We start from the raw sequence: 17,468 nt of genomic DNA, 5'->3' as shown, positions 1-17,468 counted from the left end.
GCCGGTTTATAAAAAGGGCTATCAACAATAGCCCTTTTGTTGCATAAACTTACAGTTGAACAGTTAAGCCCAACTCGAACTTATCAACATCAACGTCGGCATTTGCAGCCATAGCAAAGGCTTCATTACCAAAGCTACGAATATTCAAACCATCGGAAAAAACAGTGCTGTAGGCCGCCTCTACTGCAACATTGCGACTGAAGAAGTGAGAGAAGCCCACCTTGTAGTCGTCATTTTCATCCACTGTAACGCCAAAAGCTGTATTCCGCGTGAAGTAATAATCCGCACCAATTTGCCAGTAATCATCCCCTTCATCAAAGTTGGCATAGGCAAAATCTGCAGTTAAGTATTGATCATTACCCAGGCTGGCAAAATACTTGGAGGAAAATACGCGCACGTCAAAATCATCATCTGCAGCAAAATCAAAACCGATATAATCGGAGCCGCTCAACTGGTGATTATAACGAGCCTCAATAAAAGTTTCTTCATCAGAGTCTCTATCAGTATGAGACAACTTCAGCAAAAAGTTAGGTGTAAACAGGTAGCCAAGAGAAACCGTATTGATATTGTCGTCATCAACTTCAGTTAAATTAGCACCGAAAACCAACCCATTCCCGGCAAAATACTCACCGGCAACAGCAAAGTTATCCAGATCAAAACTACCCACATCGTAGTGGAGGTAGGCCGCTGATATGTTGCTGGCTTTATTAATATATTCAAACTCTCTCAGAGGCCCCAGGGCCTCCTTGCCATCGAAGTAGTAAGTGGTTTCAGCGCTTAGCTGGTTGCCATCATTGTCATCAAAATCCAGATTGGAATATCCAACAGTAGTAATAGAATTGTACTCCTCTGCCGTAGCAGTAGCCGCGAGAAGCATCAGGGGAAGAGCAGCGAGCTTGAATCTCATGACAAAATCCTTCATTAACGATAGATCCAAATTGGGCTGCGGATTGTAACAGAAAATTCATTGTCCGCAACAACAGTAAATTACAAAAAATCTGTAAATAAAAATTTTGCGGAAGTAGAATGAAATGGGGGGCAAGTTGAATGATTGCTAATTTCAGGTTAAAAAATTACAGGCTGTAATCTCCTGTAATTCTGTGTAAGTGGTCAAGAATAAATTTTCTTATAGAAAAGGTTTGGTGTTATATATTTTTATTTACAAATTCTGAGTGTATTCAGCTTGTATTCAGGTTTACAGAATTACGATGCATCCGATTCAATATTAACTGTCCATTGCGGGTCTTCGAATTCACCCAGTGAACGTATCTCAACAAAAGGCGCAACGCTATGAATGATTGTATCGATCTCGGCTAAATGCTGTGCCTGCATTGCATCCCTGTCTTCCTTGCTGCGCCAGCAGGCAATGGCGATCAGTCTGTTTGGATCGCTGATGTTTTGGTGAAGTTCCGTCCCCATGGCACCAGGGGATTGCTGAATTAATGTGGATGCCCTTACCCAGGCCTCGGCATATTCCTCGGCACTGAATCCTTGCTTGATACGAATCTCAAAAATATATTTCATCATTATTTCTCTACAACAGTATCTCTAGTGAAAATCCCGGCAATAAAAAAGGCCGCGTATCGCGGCCTTTTGAAAGATGGGGGCAATCAGAGTTTCCTCAGATTGTTGTGGCCGTGCCGGATATCCGTCCCCTCCACCAAATACACCACCTGTTCACAAATATTCTTGGCGTGATCGCCGATGCGTTCCAGTGAACGCAGGGTCCACAACACATTGATCACCCGCGAGATACTGCGTGGATCTTCCATCATATAGGTAACCAGCTCACGCACTGCGCTACGGTAATCCATATCCACCTGCTCATCTTCCGCCAGGGTACGCAGGGCCGACGCCACATCGAAACGAGTATAGGCATCCAAAGCATCATTGAGCATTTTGCGCACGGCACTGGCGATATGGCGTATCTCAGTATAGCCACGCGGCGAGGTGCCCTCGTCGGTCAGTGCTATGGCCATTTTTGCGACTTTGCAGGCCTCATCGCCAATGCGCTCCAGGTCGCGGGCGATACGGGTTATTGACATCACCATGCGTAAATCCGATGCGGCGGGCTGGCGCTTGGCAATAATCAGGGTCGCGTGCTCATCCAGGGCCATCTCACTGCTGTCGATTTCTTCTTCGATCCGCAGGACTTTCTCCGCCAATTGACTGTCGGCATTGGACAGGGCATCCACAGCATCGGCCACCTGGCAGGCGACCATACCACCCATCTCCAACATTTCGGTCTTGATACCCTCCAGATCCTCGTTGAACTGGCGGGAGATGTGCTGGTCGAAATGCATTTCCATAGTTGACTCTCGGGGCAAAACTGGCTCAGCCGAAGCGGCCGGTGATATAGGCTTCGGTTAATTCATGTTCGGGATTGGTGAACACGGTTTCAGTATCGTTGACCTCGACAAGATGTCCGAGGTGAAAGTAGGCGGTGCGCTGGCTGACACGAGCTGCTTGCTGCATGGAGTGGGTCACAATGGCGATGGTGTAATTTTCCTTAAGCTCGTCGATCAATTCCTCGATACGTGCAGTGGCAATCGGGTCCAGAGCCGAGCAGGGCTCGTCCATCAGGATCACCTCCGGACTCACTGCAATGGCGCGGGCAATGCACAGGCGCTGTTGCTGGCCACCGGACAGACCGGTTCCCGGCTTGTTCAGGCGATCCTTCACTTCATTCCACAGGCCGGCTCGATGCAGGCTGTTTTCCACAATTTCATCCAGTTCCGCGCGGCGACTGGCAATACCGTGGATCTTGGGGCCATAAGCGACGTTTTCGTAGATGGATTTGGGAAAGGGGTTGGGTTTCTGGAACACCATACCCACCCGCGCACGCAAGGGCACCACATCCACCTTGGGACCGTAAATAGGTTCACCGTCCAAGCTTAGCTCACCCTCAACGCGACACCCTTCAATGGTGTCGTTCATACGGTTGAGACAGCGCAGGAACGTAGATTTACCACAGCCCGATGGGCCGATCATGGCCACGACTTCGTTGCAGCCGATATCCAGGCTTACCGAGTGAATTGCCTGGGTCTCTCCATACAGTACATTGACATTGCGCATGCGCAGTTTTGCGGTATCGATAAATGGCCGACCCACGGTTTTATTCACCTCGGTCGGGCTTCTCACACCCAGCGCACCCGAAAGCTTGGGGTGTGTCGCCTCAGTGGGTGTGGCGGCGTCCAGGGTCATGGTACTCATAAATAATCCCGCTCTGATCCTCTGCGCTCTGTTACCAGCGGCGCTCCAGTTTCTTTCGAAGCAATACCGCGCAGGTATTCATTACAATCAACACACTCAACAGCACCATAATGGCGGCAGAGGTGCGCTCCACAAAAGCGCGCTCCGGACTGTCGGCCCACAGGAAAATCTGTACGGGCAACACGGTAGCCGGGTCGGTAATGCCGTCCGGTACATCGACAATAAACGCAACCATACCGATCATCAACAGAGGTGCCGTCTCTCCCAATGCCTGGGCCATACCGATAATCGCACCCGTCAGCATGCCGGGCATGGCCAGGGGCAGTACGTGGTGAAAAACCACCTGCATGGGCGAGGCACCCATGCCCATGGCAGCTTCGCGGATAGAGGGCGGAACGGCCTTCAGTGCAGCGCGGCTGGAAATAATAATTGTCGGCAGGGTCATCAGGGTGAGTACCAGGCCACCGACCAGTGGCGCCGAACGGGGCAATTCGAAGAAATTGATAAAGATTGCCAGTCCGAGCAGACCGAACACGATGGAAGGCACTGCGGCGAGGTTGTTGATATTCACCTCGATTAAATCCGTCCAGCGGTTCTTTGGTGCATACTCCTCCAGGTAGATGGCCGCAGCCACCCCAATCGGGAAGGACAGGGCCAGTGTTACCAGCAGAGTAAACAGGGAGCCCATCAGGGCCGCGCGGATGCCAGCCTGCTCCGGCTCGCGGGAGTCGCCGTTGGTGAAGAAGGTGGTATTGAAACGCTTTTTCAATTCGCCGCTGTCCAGCAACTGTTCTATCCAGCCGGCTTTTTGATCCGAGGTACGACCACGGAAGCCCTCCTTGGAAGCCTTCAGGCTTTTGACAAAAGTATCCACATCGTCATCAGTGGCAAGCCAGACGGTCTCACTTTTGCCGAGCAGCCCCGGATTGTCGGCCAAACGGTCGCGCAGGGTAAAGGGGGCGCCGGAGGAAACCAGACTGTACAATTCGCGCTTGGCACTGCGACCGGTCACCGAGGGAAAGCGCTCGCGCAGGGCCTGGCGAATCACACCAGTGAAATTGGCCCAGGCCAGACTCTCGTCATCTACCGTATCAATGCCGAGCACCTGTGCATCGTAGTGCACATCCAGCTGGATAGCGGTCTGCACAAAGGCACCGCTGCCCTTACTGATAATATCACTGAACAGGATTACAACCGCGAGTACGCCAAAAGCAATACTGGCAACGCCGAGCCCGCGGAAAAGCTTTTCCTTGCGATGGCGGCTGGCAAGGCGCTTTGCGATGCGCTCGCGAACCTGTGCCTGAGTCAGATCAGTCATACTGCTCCCGGTATTTTTTCACTACATGCAAGGCGATAAAGTTGAGTACCAGTGTGGTGACAAACAGCATCAGGCCCAAGGCGAAGGCGGCGAGGGTTTTGGGGCTGTCAAACTCCTGGTCTCCAACCAGCAGCGTCACTATCTGTACCGTAACAGTGGTAACCGATTCCAGTGGGTTGGCGGTGAGATTGGCCGCTAGTCCAGCTGCCATCACTACGATCATGGTTTCCCCAATGGCACGAGATACCGCCAGCAACACACCGCCGACGATTCCGGGCAGCGCTGCCGGAATCACTACCTTGCGCACGGTTTCGGAGCGCGTGGAGCCCAGCCCCAGGGCCCCGTCGCGCAGGGATTGTGGCACCGCATTGATCACATCGTCGGAGAGGGAGGAGACAAACGGGATAATCATAATCCCCATCACTAGCCCGGCAGCCAGCGCGCTTTCACTGGATGCCTGCAATCCTATCGAGCTGGCCAGGTCGCGAATAAAGGGTGCTACGGTGAGGGCCGCAAAGAAGCCGTATACCACTGTAGGTACACCGGCGAGAATTTCGAGGGTGGGCTTGGCCACCGCGCGCACGCGTCGACTGGCATATTCGGCCAGATAAATAGCCGCCATCAGACCCACAGGCACCGCCACAAACATGGCGATGGCCGACACCATCAAGGTTCCGGTAAACAGGGGCACAGCGCCGAAAGCGCCGCTGGAGCCCACCTGGTCGGAACGCAGTGCCATCTGCGGGCTCCAGTGCAGACCAAAGAGAAACTCACTCACCGGTACAGACTGGAAAAAGCGCAGGGATTCAAACAATACAGAGAGCAAAATGCCCACCGTGGTAAAAATGGCTGCGCAGGCGCAAGCGATCAGAATCGCGCGCAGTACCTTTTCCACTTTCTCCCGCGCGCACAGTTTTGGTGAGAAGCGCAGCAGGGCAAAAGCGGCCAGCCCCACCGCCAGTGTCAGACTTAAAAAGGCCTGCAAGTTGCTGGAATTGCGGCGCAGGCGATCGAGATAATCTGCTGCCGATTGCAACTGGGGCGTTTTTTCCCCAATCAAATGGCCGGCGGAGAGATTCTGGATTTGGGCGTAGAGCAGATTTTGTCCGGAGGGGGTCTCGGGTTTATCGGGAAGGCTGCCCAACACCATCGTGCGAATGATCGTATCGTCGAAGGCGATCCAGGCGCCCAGCAGCAGCAGGGCTGGCAGGCCGCACCAGAGTGCCGCAAACAGGCCGTAGTAACTGGGCAGAGAAGCCAGGTTGCGCACACCACCGAGACTGCGCGCGGCACCCAGTGCCCGGCTGAAGCCAGTACCGTAGACCACCAGTATCAACAGCAGCAGGAGGGCGAGCAGTGTGGGAGTTTGCATTACTTTACCGTGCTGTAAGGGGTTGCTGAGCGCATTATCGCGACTTTCCCCCGGGTTTTCATCTGACTGTACAGAAGGAACGGCCAAACTCTCCCGAGCCTGGCCGCCAAGTCCCATTGATCATACATCTTCAGAGCACAATTATTTTGCAGCGAGATTACCCAATGCATTCAGCTTGCGCACGTCGGTAGCAACCTGTTGGCGCTTTTCATCGGGCAGCGGGATCATGCCCTTGTCCGCCAGGTAGCCCTCTTCCCCCCAGGCGCGCGCGCTGGTGAATTCCGCCAGGAACTGTCTGATGCCCGGCACCACATCGGCATGGGCCTTCTTGACATAGATAAACAGTGGGCGCGATACCGGATAGCGCTGGTCGGCAATGGAGTCGAAAGTCGGAGCCTGACCTTCGATCAAAGACCCCTGCACCTTATCGGCATTCTGGTCGAGGAAGCTGAAACCAAAAATGCCCAGAGCATTGGGGTTGGCGACCAGCTTATTCACGATCAGGTTGTCGTTTTCACCGGCTTCCACGTAAGCGCCGTCCTCGCGCACATTGTGACAGATCGCCTTGTATGCACTCTTGTCGGTTTTCTTCAAGGCCTTGATCCAGCCAAAGGTTTTACAGCCACCCTCCAGGGCCAATTCGGCAAAGGCGTCGCGGGTGCCGGAAGTGGGGGGCGGGCCCAATACTTCGATGCGGAGGTTGGGCAGGGCCGGGTTGACGTCTTTCCAGGTCTTATAGGGGTTGGTTACCAGGGTTTTTGAACCGTCCGGGTTGGGCACTTCCCTGGCCAGGGCCAGGAAGATGTCCCTGCGGGACAACGCAAACGGGGCCACTTTTTTTGCATTGGCAAGCACAATGCCGTCGTAGCCGATCTGCACCTCTACGACATCGACGTCATTGTTGTTACACATCTCCAGCTCGGACTGCTTGATGCGACGGGAAGCGCCGGTGATATCCGCAGTGTTCTCGCCAACCCCCTGGCAGAACAGTTTCATACCGCCGCCGGTGCCTGTAGATTCGACAACCGGGGTCTTGAACTGGGTAGCGCGACTGAATCGCTCCGCCACTGTCGTGGTAAAGGGGTATACGGTAGAGGAACCGACAATACTGATATAGTCGCGAGCCGCCATAGCCACCTGGGCGGTGGCGAGGGTTAGCGCCGCCAGGGAAGTGGCCAGAATTTGCTTGTTCATGTAGAACTCCAGTGAGTGTTTTTTATTTCGCGCGGCGATGCTAGGAACAACAGGTGACGATTCTATGAATAAAAGATGACAAAAAGGTTACAACTTGAAGAGAGGCCCGCTGGTGCCGGAAGGGGCAAAACGGTAACCTTCACGGCATCGAGATAACAATAAGATGTCAGAGAGAATCCCCTATGCCATTTCTGCTGCGAGGCGCGCGCGTGCTGGAAGCGCTTTCCAGACGCACCGGTCACCTGCTCGCCTGGTTTACCCTGGCCATGGCATTGCTGCAAAGCGGTATCGTAGTGCTGCGCCGCTTCTTTGACAGCGGCTCTGTCGCCCTGCAGGAATCTGTTGTCTATCTGCACGGCGCTGTTTTTATGCTCGGACTGGCCTATGCCCTGCAAACCGATGCCCATGTGCGTGTGGACGTCTTTTACCGTCAGATGCGCCCGCGGAGCAGAGCCTGGGTCAATGCTATCGGCTATCTCGTCTTCCTGTTGCCCCTGTGCGGTTTCCTCCTGGTCAGCAGCTGGCAGTTTGTCCTCAACAGCTGGTGGGTATTCGAAGACAGTGCCAACGCCGGCGGCTTGCCTGGGGTCTTTCTACTCAAGAGTCTGATTCCGCTGGCCGCAATCACGCTTAGCCTGGCCGGTGCAGCCCAGTTTATCCGCGCCCTGATACAGTTGATGGAAACGCCCCCAGTGGCAACAGCTGCTGAAACCTCGCCGGCATTATCCAAACAGCCCGAGGAGACCGAGGTATGATCGAACTGGTCCCCCTGCTGATGTTTGCCGTCATCTGCGCCCTGCTGATGTTCGGCTACCCGGTGGCCTTTACCCTCGGTGGCACCGCCCTAATCGCCGCAGGTCTCGGTATAGTCTGTGGTGTCTTCGATGCAGAGTTGTTGCGGGCCTTTCCCGATCGCCTCTACGGCATTATGCAAAACGGCACCCTGGTAGCGGTGCCGCTTTTTGTTCTCATGGGTGTCATTCTGCAGCGGGCCAAGATCGCCGAGGATTTGCTGGTCAACCTGACCAGGGTCTTTATGGGCGCACGCGCGGGCATGGCCATTTCTGTTGTAATGGTGGGGACACTCCTCGCCGCCAGTACCGGTATTGTTGGTGCAACTGTGGTCACTATGGGTCTGATGTCCTTGCCCACCATGTTAAAGCAGGGCTATGCGCCCAACCTTGCCACCGGCACCATCTGTGCCACGGGTACTCTGGGGCAGATCATTCCACCATCGATTGCACTGGTACTGTTGGGCGATACACTTTCCAATGCCTACCAGCAGGCACAGCTGTCTGCCGGCATTTTCAATCCAAAGCCGATCAGTGTCGGAGACCTGTTTATAGGCGCCATTATTCCCGGCCTGTTGCTGGTAGCGGCCTATATCACTTATCTGTTAATGATTTCCCGCCGCGAGCCGGCCGCAGCGCCACCGGGCGAACGCAAAGCACTGGAGCCCTGGCCATTGCTGCACAGCCTGTTGCCCCCCATCACCCTGATGCTGGTGGTGCTGGGCTCGATAATGACCGGCGCGGCCACGCCCACCGAGGCCGCTGGCATCGGTGCCCTGGGGGCCGGTCTGCTGGCATACAGCCGTGGTGCCCTGGACTGGGCAAGAGCGGGCGCGGTTGGGCGCAGTACCCTGCAGGTGACCGCTATGGTCTTCGCCATACTGATCGGCGCCTCTCTGTTCTCTCTGGTCTTCCGCGGTTACGGCGGCGAGGAGCTGGTCACGGGGATTTTTCATAGCCTGCCCGGGGGCGTTTTGGGCGCAACCCTTCTGGTGATGGTGATGATCTTCCTGCTCGGCTTTATCCTCGACTTTTTCGAAATCACTTTCGTGGTGGTGCCCATCGTTGGACCTGTGTTGCTGGCAATGGGCGTCGATCCCGTGTGGCTGGGGATTATGATTGCCATCAACCTGCAGACTTCCTTCCTGACCCCGCCCTTTGGTTTTGCACTTTTTTATCTGCGCGGGGTGGCACCGAGCTCTGTAGCCACCTCGGCCATCTACCGCGGGGTTATCCCGTTTATCGCCATTCAGCTGCTGATACTTTGTGTGTTGGCTCTGTGGCCTTCACTGGCGACCTGGCTGCCAGCCATGGTGGCCCGCTGAGGAGATCGCCGAGAAGCGCTCGATCCTCGAGTTTTCACTAGCAGCACTGGTTATTTACTGGCCAATTTGTGCTAGAATACGCCACCTTCCCGGCAGTCGCCCCGAATAACGCTAATGATTTATGAGCAGTCGATGTCAGCACTAGATGAAAACCCGCAACCCACAGGCACACTCGCCCTGCAAACCCTGGCCATGCCCCGCGACACCAATCCCCAGGGGGATGTCTTCGCCGGCTGGCTGATGTCGCAGATGGACCTGGCCGGTGCCATTCTGGCACAGAGTATCGCCCGCGGCAGGGTCACCACAGTAGCGGTTGGCAGTATGGTGTTTTTGCGCCCGGTTCCGGTTGGCTCCACGGTCAGTTGCTACGCCGAAGCCCTGGAGGTGGGGCGCTCCTCCATCCGGACCATGGTCGAGGTGTGGTTGACGCGGGTCGATTCCGGGGAGCAGGTAAAGGTCACCGAAGGTGAATTTGTATTTGTGGCGATTGATGATAGCGGGCGTACCAGGCCGCTGCCTTGAGTTGTCAAAACAAGGGGTAAGGGCCACTTACTCAAATGTTTGATTATCAGCTTTCCAGGCAGAATTCTGTAGACTCATTATCTAGGAATGGCATCGAATTTACCCCACCTACCTAAACTACGGAAAGTCACCCAAAAGCTATTTTATCAATAACAATTGTTGTTGATTCTATTGATAATTGCTTTTTATAGCGTGATATTGAAAAGCAAATAGTCAATATCTCTTAGTTATGCCAGAGATCAATTAACCCCACCCTTTGGTTCACTCGGCAAATTTGCTTCCGTTACGCGCTGAAGAATTCATGGCAACAAGGCATCAATTTCCTCTATGGTCTGCACTCTTGGTAATTTGTTACAAACCCGGCACAAGTATCCAGAATGGATGATAACTATATAAAAGAGAAACCTCAGGCACAGATTCAAGAGCAGCAGAAATTTTGTTAATCAGGAGCTACTGAGGAAAGCTATATTTGATAAAAACTGGCACTCCCTGCTGGCCATTTCACTCAGGTTGCTTCAGGAGCAGCAGCATTCTACAGCTATAGTGTACATCCAGGCGCCGAAGCGCATTACACCATGGTTGAATAGATCTCCCAGAGCAGTTCAACCTCCCCTCTGCAAAGCCAATAAATAATCAAAAGCGTTGACGACAAAAGAAGCTCTCATTCGTAGACCTTCGAGGGTCTTCTCGAAGCCCTAATTAACAACCAGGATTTAGCGCTTACACAGCATTGCGAAACCGCCTAGCGATACGAGTGATCAACATGATCAGCAAGACAGCAAGCAAGAGCAGCACCAGTACACACACCCATACAATCGGTGTTGCATTGGCAACCAAGTCTGATAACTTCAGACTGCTGATGGCCTGCATTCTTGGAGAGGTAATATGCTGATCTAGCACGATATCCCCGATGCCATTACCATCCACATCCGGCAACTGTGCAAAATAGTTTAATTGCGCCTGCCAGTTTTTATACTCTTGAATCCCCGGTATTTTTGGGTCTCTATCAATGATGCTGTCATTTAGATCAGTCACTGGCTGACCATGGCGATCTTTAGGAACGATATTGACCAGCCCATAACTCAGTTCGGAGATAGTTCTGGCAAAGCTACCAACATAACTGGATGCGGAAAAGCTGAATAGTTTGCTGTCGTCTGATAGATCCAGTGGGACATATCCCAGTTCGTCGGAGCCCAGCTCAATAGAGGTAATTCTATCCAGTGGTGGACGCAGTGTGTTATAGATGAAGCGCAGGCCCGAAAAATGGGGATAATAGTCATTTCCTTTAATCATGTAGGCAAACGACATCACTTCCATCAGGCCCCTGATCTCTTTCGCTGTCATCCAGATTTTCATTAATGGATAGCCGGGTTGATCATCAGGCCCTATTCCCAGTGGCTGCAACCGGAATATATCCGATACAGACTGAACGCCGGATTCACCGGCTATTAAATCATCTCGGATCAGACTGTTAGTGGTCAGGGCGATGTCACTGCCGCTGGCGAAGCGAATCCCATCGGCTACCAGGTTCCCAAGGGCATTGTCAGAGTAATCTCTGGTTAAGGTTTTCGGTGTTTGCACCAAGGGTCGATAAAAGGAAAAGTCGCCGGTCATCACTTCCTGATTGATCAGGCTCTTAAACTTTTCCACTTGTACAGTAACATCTGGTTTGCCCAACATGCTGTCATCAATTCTGTGCAGCTGATAGTGTTTAACACTGACCTTTCCAGACTCATCAATGCCAAGATTCAACTCCCCAAGATAGCGCGTGCCCGAGCCGGCTTGAACAATGGCCGTCTCTCCAACCATAATCGGCTCCATTAGAAGCGTATGGCTATGACCGCCAACAATCACATCAATACCAGGAACTTGTTGGGCATACTGCACTTCCTCACCACCCCAGCTGCCATCTTCCATTCTCCTGACACCGCTGTGAGACATCAGGATAACGACATCTGCATTCTGTTCTTCTCTTAATAATTTAACCATGTTTTTTGCTGTGGTAATCTGATCTGCAAAAACTGCAGGGTTATCATCGGGGGCAAGAACTTCGGCGGCTTCGTTACCGATCAAACCGAATAATCCAAAACGGATATCGTGTTTCTCAATCACTTTCCATTCCAAAATCGTACCGTCTTTCTGGAGATGCTGTTGCGCTGGAGGAAGCTTCAGGTTGGAAGTAATGATAGGGGGCAACTCCTGAAGGTGCTCTTTAGCGGCTTCCAGCATTTTTGAAAGGCCGTCTGAACGGAAATCAAATTCATGGTTACCCAGAGTAACGGCGTCATAGCCCAGAGTTTTCATCAACCTCAGTTCTGGGGCATGTTTCCGATACAGAGTGTGAAATAGTGTGCCCTGACTGATATCACCTCCATCCAGTAATAGTATCGGTTGTTCCCCCAGTGCCTTTTGACGATCATCAATCAGTGTCGCCAGTCGCGCTACACCGCCGATAGTCTGATCATCGTTGATTGAATTGGGGGTATATTCAGAATTTGGTCCAACCCCTAACAGGCGGGACTGCCAGTCATTGGTATGCAATATGGAGAAAGGTATTTCTTTCGCCATCAGTAATGGTGACGTTAACAAACTTAGCAGGAGAACCCATTGAGTCAAAACCGTCATTATTCTTATCACTTTGTCACTTTGATAATTTCGGAAGTATATCTTGAAAATGCGGGCTTAGGGTGAGTTGGCTGTCCAATGACCTTCTTTAACGCCGGATACTCAGTTCAACCCTTTCCTTTAATTTAAAAATATCCGTTTTCTTATTCTTTATTCGCTTTTGGATAATAATGCGCCATTCGCGGCTGTGATTTCCGCAATATTGTATTCCATCAGTTGTGAACAATAAAATTCTGTAGCTTCCTCACCAGCCCCTACCGAATGCTTCCCGCGGTGATGGGCTGTCGGTTTCGCCAGGAGCTGATTTTACTTAATCTCTTCACCTCGTTACCGTCAACAACTCTAAGAAGGTGATTTAACTTTGCGAAGCGTTTTGCCATTTGAGTAGTTGCTGGTAAATAAGAGCTATGTATACCGGGTTAACTGCAATCTCTAAAAGATGCTCTAATCACTTTATATGGTAACCTTTGCCAAAAACATGCCTGTCATACGGTGATCTGGCTCAATTGGGCTGTACTTTCAAGCTGCCTCTGTTGCTGAATAGAGAGACACGGAGCTTTTTTTGTCTCAATTAAGTTTGCTGACTAGGCTATTCATTTTCTTTCAATTCCCGCGTCTGATAATAAGCTTCTTCACTGATTTGATGATAGGCTTTCACATCCTGCTCGAACGCCTTAAATGCCTGGTATACACGGTCAAATTCCGGATCCTGCGCCGCGGACTCCCGCAGGATTTCTGCATTGATTGCCTTCAGGTGGGACAATACATCATCCGGCAGACGCCTGACCTTTACGCCGTGTTCTTCCACCAGCTCCTTCAGGGCACGGTTATTGCGTGCGGTGTACTCATCCAGCATATCCTGGTTGGCAGCGCGGGCCGCGACACGCACAATTTCCTGCAGGTCTTCTGGCAGTTGTTCAAAGGCCTTCTTGTTGACAATAAACTCCATCATTGAGCCGGGTTCATGCCAGCCCGGATAATAATAGTACTCGGCCACCCGGTGAAAACCGAAGGCCAGATCGTTGTAGGGGCCGACCCATTCGGTGGCATCAATCACCCCGGTCTGCAATGCGGTATACAATTCGCCACCAGGAATGGTGACTGCTGTTCCACCCGCCCGGTTGAGCACCTCACCGCCAATACCGGGGATACGCATCTTCAGACCCTGTAAATCCTCAACGGAATTGATGGGCTTGTTAAACCAGCCGGCCATTTGCACACCCGTGGAGCCCCCGGCCAAGGGAATCAGGTTAAACGGTTCGTAGAGTGCTTCCCAGAGTTCCAGGCCACCACCGTGATGCAGCCAGCCATTCATTTCCTGGGCATTCAGGCCGAAGGGCACAGCGGTGAAAAATTGAGCCGCCGGTATTTTTCCCTTCCAGTAATAGGCAGCGCCGTGTCCCATTTGCGCGGCACCTTCGGAAACGGCACTGAAAACGCCCAGGGCGGGTACCAGCTCGCCGGCGCCATAGACCTTGATCTTCAGCCGCCCGCCCGACATCACTGCCACCTCCCGGGCGAAGTGCTCCGGTGCGCGACCGAGGCCGGGAAAGTTCTTCGGCCAGGTGGTGACCAGCTTCCAGTGATACCGCTCTTGGGCACCCGCCTCGGTGTACTGTTGTTGTGGTCCCAGCGCCGCTCGGGAGGCCACCAATACAGCAAAGGTAATCACCAGCAGCGCCAGGAGACCGAGGATAACGGCGGGGTACCAGTTAATCTTCTTCATCACTACCATTTATCGTTTTCTTTCTTTGGCTGGGGTGGTGGTCGGCCCCTTTTGCGCAAACGCATGGCGGCTTGCACTGGAACAACCACTTACATGGGCTGTAACTTTGCCATAGCCACCAACAGCCACTTGCTGCCGACATCGTCAAAGTTGACCTGCACACGGGCGCGGGGGCCGCTGCCTTCAAATTGCAATACGGTGCCCTCGCCAAATTTGGGGTGATCGACACGGCCCCCCAAAGCCAGGGGGGGCAGGTCGTCGAAATCCGGAGGCGGGTCGGAAAACTCTCCCACCCTGCCATACTCGGCCTGGTACAACGGTCGTGATATCTCGGTTTTCAGCCGCACCTCCTGCACCAGGTCGGCCGGTATCTCGCCGATAAAGCGGGAGGGACTGTTGTAGGTTTCACTGCCAAACAGGCGGCGGTTTTCCGCATAGGTGATATACAGCCTGCGCATGGCGCGGGTGATACCCACATAGCAGAGGCGGCGCTCCTCCTCCATACGGCCTGGCTCCTGTGCTGACATTTTGTGGGGAAACAGATTTTCTTCCACGCCAGCCATAAACACCAGGGGGAATTCCAGGCCCTTGGCAGAGTGCAGGGTCATCAGTTGCACCGCGTCCTCAAATTCCTCTGCCTGCCCTTCGCCGGCATCCAGTGCTGCACTATCGAGGAACTGGTTGAGCAGTGAAATCGCTCCCTCCTGATCTTCATCCTGGGGCAGATCCTCGCCGACAAAAGCGCGACAGGCACTGACCAGCTCCTGCAGGTTCTCCACCCGGGTCTGGCCTTTCTCGCCTTTTTCCTTGCCGTGGAATTCCAGCAGGCCGCTGGTTTCAATCACATCTCCGGCGATTACATCCAGCTTTTTGGCTTCGGCATTGGCGGCCAGCCGGTTAATTAAATCCTGAAATCCCTGCAGGGCATTGCCGGCACGGGCGGCGAGCACCCGCTGCTGCAACATCATCTTGGCCGCCTGCCACAGGGAGCAGCCCTGCTCGCGGGCGAAGGTGCGCACCATCTCCACGGTGCGCGCGCCTATTCCGCGTGTGGGTGTGTTCACCACCCGCTCGAAGGCGGTGTCGTCGTTGCGGTTGGCGATCAGGCGCAGGTAGGACAGCGCATTCTTGATTTCCAGGCGTTCGTAGAAGCGCTGGCCACCGTAAATGCGATAGGGGACCTGCTCGCGCAGGAGCCCCTCTTCCAGTACTCGCGACTGGGCGTTGGAGCGATACAACACGGCGATACTGTCCCGCCGGTTGCCGTCGCGCACCCAGTCTTTTATACGCTCGACAATAAAACGCGCCTCATCCTGTTCGTTGTAGGCGGCGTAGACGGAGATGGGTTCCCCCTCTTCGCCATTGGTCCACAGCGCTTTGCCAAGGCGACCGCGGTTGTGGGCGATCACTGCGTTGGCGGCGTCTAGGATACGGGCAGTGGAGCGGTAATTCTGTTCCAGGCGCACTGTCTGCACACTGCGCAGGTCTGTGGAAAAGTGCTGGATATTCTCGATCCTGGCGCCGCGCCAACCGTAGATGGACTGGTCGTCGTCGCCAACCGCAGTGATATAGCTCTCTTCACCGGCCAGCAGGCGCAGCCAGGCATATTGAATCGCGTTGGTGTCCTGAAACTCGTCCACCAGGATAAAGGGGAAGCGCTGGCGATAGTGGGCGAGGATGCTGTCATTGTTCAGCCACAATTCGTGGGCGCGCAGCAGCAATTCGCCGAAATCCACCAACCCACCACGCTGGCAGGCCGCCTCGTAGGCAGCGTAAATGCGCACCATGGTCTGCAGCCAGGGGTCGGCACCGGCATCGATATACTGAGGGCGCAACCCCTCGTCCTTTTGCGCACCGATCCACCACTGGGTTTCGCGTACCGGCCATTTTTTCTCGTCCAGACCCAGATCCGCCTGCACCCGCTTGAGCAGGCGCAGCTGGTCGTCGGCATCGAGTATCTGGAAGTTTTGCGGCAGTTTGGCCTCCTGCCAGTGGGCCTTGAGGAGGCGGTGGGCGAGGCCGTGGAAAGTGCCCACCCACATGCCGAAGGTATTCACCCCCAGCAGTGCTTCGATACGGGCACGCATCTCCAGCGCCGCTTTATTGGTGAAGGTCACCGCCATAATGGCGTAGGGCGAGGCCCCCTCCACGCGCATCAGCCAGGCGATGCGGTGAACCAATACGCGGGTTTTGCCCGAACCGGCCCCGGCCAGCACCAATTGATTGCCGGGTGCCGCGGATACCGCCTCGCGCTGTGCGTCGTTGAGGGGGTCTAGAATCTGAGATACGTCCATAGGCGAGCATTGTACCAGAGCTTGTGTGCAAGACCTGTGTATATACACAGGATTTAGCCCAAACTAACCACACAAAGCCGCTCGCCAGCGATGCGCGCAGGGGCTACACTGCGCCATCTGACATTGCGAAGGAAGTCCTGTGAAACCGGCGGAAGTCACGCAAAGAATCAGCGAACAGCTCTCCTCCATGCGCAAATCCGAGCGCAAGGTAGCGGAGTATATTCTCGCCAATCCCGGCGAAATTATCCATATGCGTATCGTCGACCTGGCCACAGAGGCCCAGGTCAGTGAACCCACCGTGGTGCGCTTCTGCCGCGCGGTGGGCTGCTCGGGTTTTCAGGAGTTCAAGCTGAACCTGGCCCAGCAGCTGGCCTCCAGTCCCAGCTTTGGTCAGATCGCAGTGACCGAGACGGACACCATTGCCGAATACAAGCGCAAGGTGTTTGACTCCACCGTGGATACCCTGCTCATGGTCCGGGACAGAATAGACAACCGCGCTCTGGAAGCCGCGGTAACCGCCATGGCCGCTACCCGGCGGGTCGAATTTTTTGGCTTTGGGGCCTCCGGCGCCGTCGCTGCCGATGCCCAGCACAAATTCTTTCGCCTGCAACTGGCCACCGCCGCACACTCCGATCACCATATCCAGAATATGTCGGCCATGTCCATGGAGCCCGGCGACGTGGTGGTGGCGATTTCCCAGAGCGGGCGCACCAAGGCGCTGTTGCGCTCAATGAATATGGCGAAGAAACAGGGGGCCTTGGTTGTGGGCCTGGCTCCCAGCGGCTCACCGGTAGCACAAGAGGCCACTATCCCGCTGGAAGTGGATGTGGAAGAGGACATCGAGATCTACACGCCGCTGTCCTCGCGTATTGCCCATCTGGTAGTGATTGATGTACTCGCCATCGGTGTGGCACAGCGCAAGGGACCGCAGCTGCAGAAACATCTTTTGAAACTGAAGCAGGGCCTTTACACCCTGCGGGAAGACAAACACTGAATCCGGGTTTATTGCCGCGCCTTCACGGGGGATAATAGACACACACCACCTGACATAGCTTGCGCCCGGAGGCCATGTTCAGGGCAACTTGCCC

General features: G+C 54.1%; 14 protein-coding genes. 4 read left to right on the top strand and 10 right to left on the bottom strand.

What is annotated here, in order from left to right:
* Nucleotides 1-49: 49 nt before the first annotated feature.
* From M8T91_RS18030 to M8T91_RS18000, 7 genes are all read right to left on the bottom strand, one after another.
* Complete coding sequence (locus M8T91_RS18030) at nt 50-907, bottom strand: putative porin (protein WP_301415607.1); 858 nt, start codon at nt 905-907, stop codon at nt 50-52.
* A gap of 296 nt (nt 908-1,203) precedes the next feature.
* Complete coding sequence (locus M8T91_RS18025) at nt 1,204-1,527, bottom strand: antibiotic biosynthesis monooxygenase family protein (RefSeq protein ID WP_301415606.1); 324 nt, start codon at nt 1,525-1,527, stop codon at nt 1,204-1,206.
* 83 nt (nt 1,528-1,610) lie between these two features.
* A complete protein-coding gene (gene phoU / locus M8T91_RS18020) occupies nt 1,611-2,309 on the bottom strand; it encodes a phosphate signaling complex protein PhoU (RefSeq protein WP_301415605.1) in 699 nt (232 codons plus the stop codon).
* Between the two features lie 25 nt (nt 2,310-2,334).
* Entirely contained in the window at nt 2,335-3,075 is a 741-nt protein-coding gene (pstB, locus tag M8T91_RS18015) for a phosphate ABC transporter ATP-binding protein PstB (protein ID WP_301419145.1), read from the bottom strand.
* A 169-nt stretch (nt 3,076-3,244) separates the two neighbouring features.
* Nucleotides 3,245-4,531: a phosphate ABC transporter permease PstA gene (pstA, locus tag M8T91_RS18010; protein ID WP_301415604.1), complete on the bottom strand. Its 1,287-nt coding sequence runs from the start codon at nt 4,529-4,531 to the stop codon at nt 3,245-3,247.
* The gene (gene pstC, locus M8T91_RS18005; protein WP_301415603.1) at nt 4,524-5,903 is read right to left on the bottom strand and encodes a phosphate ABC transporter permease subunit PstC; all 1,380 of its coding nucleotides are present in this window, start codon (nt 5,901-5,903) and stop codon (nt 4,524-4,526) included. Before pstC ends, pstA begins: the two co-directional genes overlap by 8 nt.
* Nucleotides 5,904-6,044: 141 nt before the next feature.
* Nucleotides 6,045-7,097, bottom strand: coding sequence for a PstS family phosphate ABC transporter substrate-binding protein (locus tag M8T91_RS18000; protein ID WP_301415602.1), 1,053 nt, complete (start codon nt 7,095-7,097; stop codon nt 6,045-6,047).
* Nucleotides 7,098-7,279: 182 nt separating this feature from the next.
* Here M8T91_RS18000 and M8T91_RS17995 point away from each other — a divergent pair, with 182 nt between their 5' ends.
* The 3 genes from M8T91_RS17995 (at nt 7,280) to M8T91_RS17985 (ending at nt 9,735) form a co-directional block, all read left to right on the top strand.
* A complete protein-coding gene (locus tag M8T91_RS17995) occupies nt 7,280-7,852 on the top strand; it encodes a TRAP transporter small permease subunit (protein ID WP_301415601.1) in 573 nt (190 codons plus the stop codon).
* Nucleotides 7,849-9,213, top strand: coding sequence for a TRAP transporter large permease (locus M8T91_RS17990; protein ID WP_301415600.1), 1,365 nt, complete (start codon nt 7,849-7,851; stop codon nt 9,211-9,213). The genes M8T91_RS17995 and M8T91_RS17990 overlap by 4 nt, the downstream gene beginning before the upstream one ends.
* 132 nt (nt 9,214-9,345) lie before the next feature.
* Nucleotides 9,346-9,735: an acyl-CoA thioesterase gene (locus M8T91_RS17985; protein WP_301415599.1), complete on the top strand. Its 390-nt coding sequence runs from the start codon at nt 9,346-9,348 to the stop codon at nt 9,733-9,735.
* A 720-nt stretch (nt 9,736-10,455) separates the two neighbouring features.
* Here the strand turns inward: M8T91_RS17985 and M8T91_RS17980 are convergent.
* The 3 genes from M8T91_RS17980 to uvrD form a co-directional block, all read right to left on the bottom strand.
* Nucleotides 10,456-12,360, bottom strand: coding sequence for a bifunctional metallophosphatase/5'-nucleotidase (locus tag M8T91_RS17980; RefSeq protein WP_301415598.1), 1,905 nt, complete (start codon nt 12,358-12,360; stop codon nt 10,456-10,458).
* Nucleotides 12,361-12,949: 589 nt separating this feature from the next.
* Nucleotides 12,950-14,086 carry a TRAP transporter substrate-binding protein gene (locus M8T91_RS17975; RefSeq protein ID WP_301419143.1) on the bottom strand — a complete coding sequence of 379 codons (1,137 nt, stop codon included), beginning with the start codon at nt 14,084-14,086 and terminating at the stop codon, nt 12,950-12,952.
* Nucleotides 14,087-14,175: 89 nt separating this feature from the next.
* Nucleotides 14,176-16,380 (bottom strand): DNA helicase II, encoded by a 2,205-nt coding sequence (gene uvrD / locus M8T91_RS17970; protein ID WP_301415597.1) that lies wholly within the window; start codon nt 16,378-16,380, stop codon nt 14,176-14,178.
* Between the two features lie 139 nt (nt 16,381-16,519).
* On the opposite strand from uvrD, the gene hexR reads away from it, so the two are divergent.
* Complete coding sequence (gene hexR, locus M8T91_RS17965) at nt 16,520-17,374, top strand: transcriptional regulator HexR (protein WP_436970309.1); 855 nt, start codon at nt 16,520-16,522, stop codon at nt 17,372-17,374.
* Nucleotides 17,375-17,468 lie beyond the last annotated feature (94 nt).

It is taken from the genome of Microbulbifer sp. MI-G, assembly GCF_030440425.1.
GTDB classification, from domain to species: domain Bacteria; phylum Pseudomonadota; class Gammaproteobacteria; order Pseudomonadales; family Cellvibrionaceae; genus Microbulbifer; species Microbulbifer spongiae.
This window is presented reverse-complemented; position numbering and strand designations above follow the sequence as displayed.

Excerpts from the sequence above, each read along its gene's own strand:
- M8T91_RS18030 (WP_301415607.1), bottom strand. The coding sequence starts at position 907 with ATGAGATTCAAGCTCGCTGCTCTTCCCCTGATGCTTCTCGCGGCTACT.
- M8T91_RS18025 (WP_301415606.1), bottom strand. The coding sequence starts at position 1,527 with ATGATGAAATATATTTTTGAGATTCGTATCAAGCAAGGATTCAGTGCC.
- phoU (WP_301415605.1), bottom strand. The coding sequence starts at position 2,309 with ATGGAAATGCATTTCGACCAGCACATCTCCCGCCAGTTCAACGAGGAT.
- pstB (WP_301419145.1), bottom strand. The coding sequence starts at position 3,075 with ATGCGCAATGTCAATGTACTGTATGGAGAGACCCAGGCAATTCACTCG.
- pstA (WP_301415604.1), bottom strand. The coding sequence starts at position 4,531 with ATGACTGATCTGACTCAGGCACAGGTTCGCGAGCGCATCGCAAAGCGC.
- pstC (WP_301415603.1), bottom strand. The coding sequence starts at position 5,903 with ATGCAAACTCCCACACTGCTCGCCCTCCTGCTGCTGTTGATACTGGTG.
- M8T91_RS18000 (WP_301415602.1), bottom strand. The coding sequence starts at position 7,097 with ATGAACAAGCAAATTCTGGCCACTTCCCTGGCGGCGCTAACCCTCGCC.
- M8T91_RS17995 (WP_301415601.1), top strand. The coding sequence starts at position 7,280 with ATGCCATTTCTGCTGCGAGGCGCGCGCGTGCTGGAAGCGCTTTCCAGA.
- M8T91_RS17990 (WP_301415600.1), top strand. The coding sequence starts at position 7,849 with ATGATCGAACTGGTCCCCCTGCTGATGTTTGCCGTCATCTGCGCCCTG.
- M8T91_RS17985 (WP_301415599.1), top strand. The coding sequence starts at position 9,346 with ATGTCAGCACTAGATGAAAACCCGCAACCCACAGGCACACTCGCCCTG.
- M8T91_RS17980 (WP_301415598.1), bottom strand. The coding sequence starts at position 12,360 with ATGACGGTTTTGACTCAATGGGTTCTCCTGCTAAGTTTGTTAACGTCA.
- M8T91_RS17975 (WP_301419143.1), bottom strand. The coding sequence starts at position 14,086 with ATGAAGAAGATTAACTGGTACCCCGCCGTTATCCTCGGTCTCCTGGCG.
- uvrD (WP_301415597.1), bottom strand. The coding sequence starts at position 16,380 with ATGGACGTATCTCAGATTCTAGACCCCCTCAACGACGCACAGCGCGAG.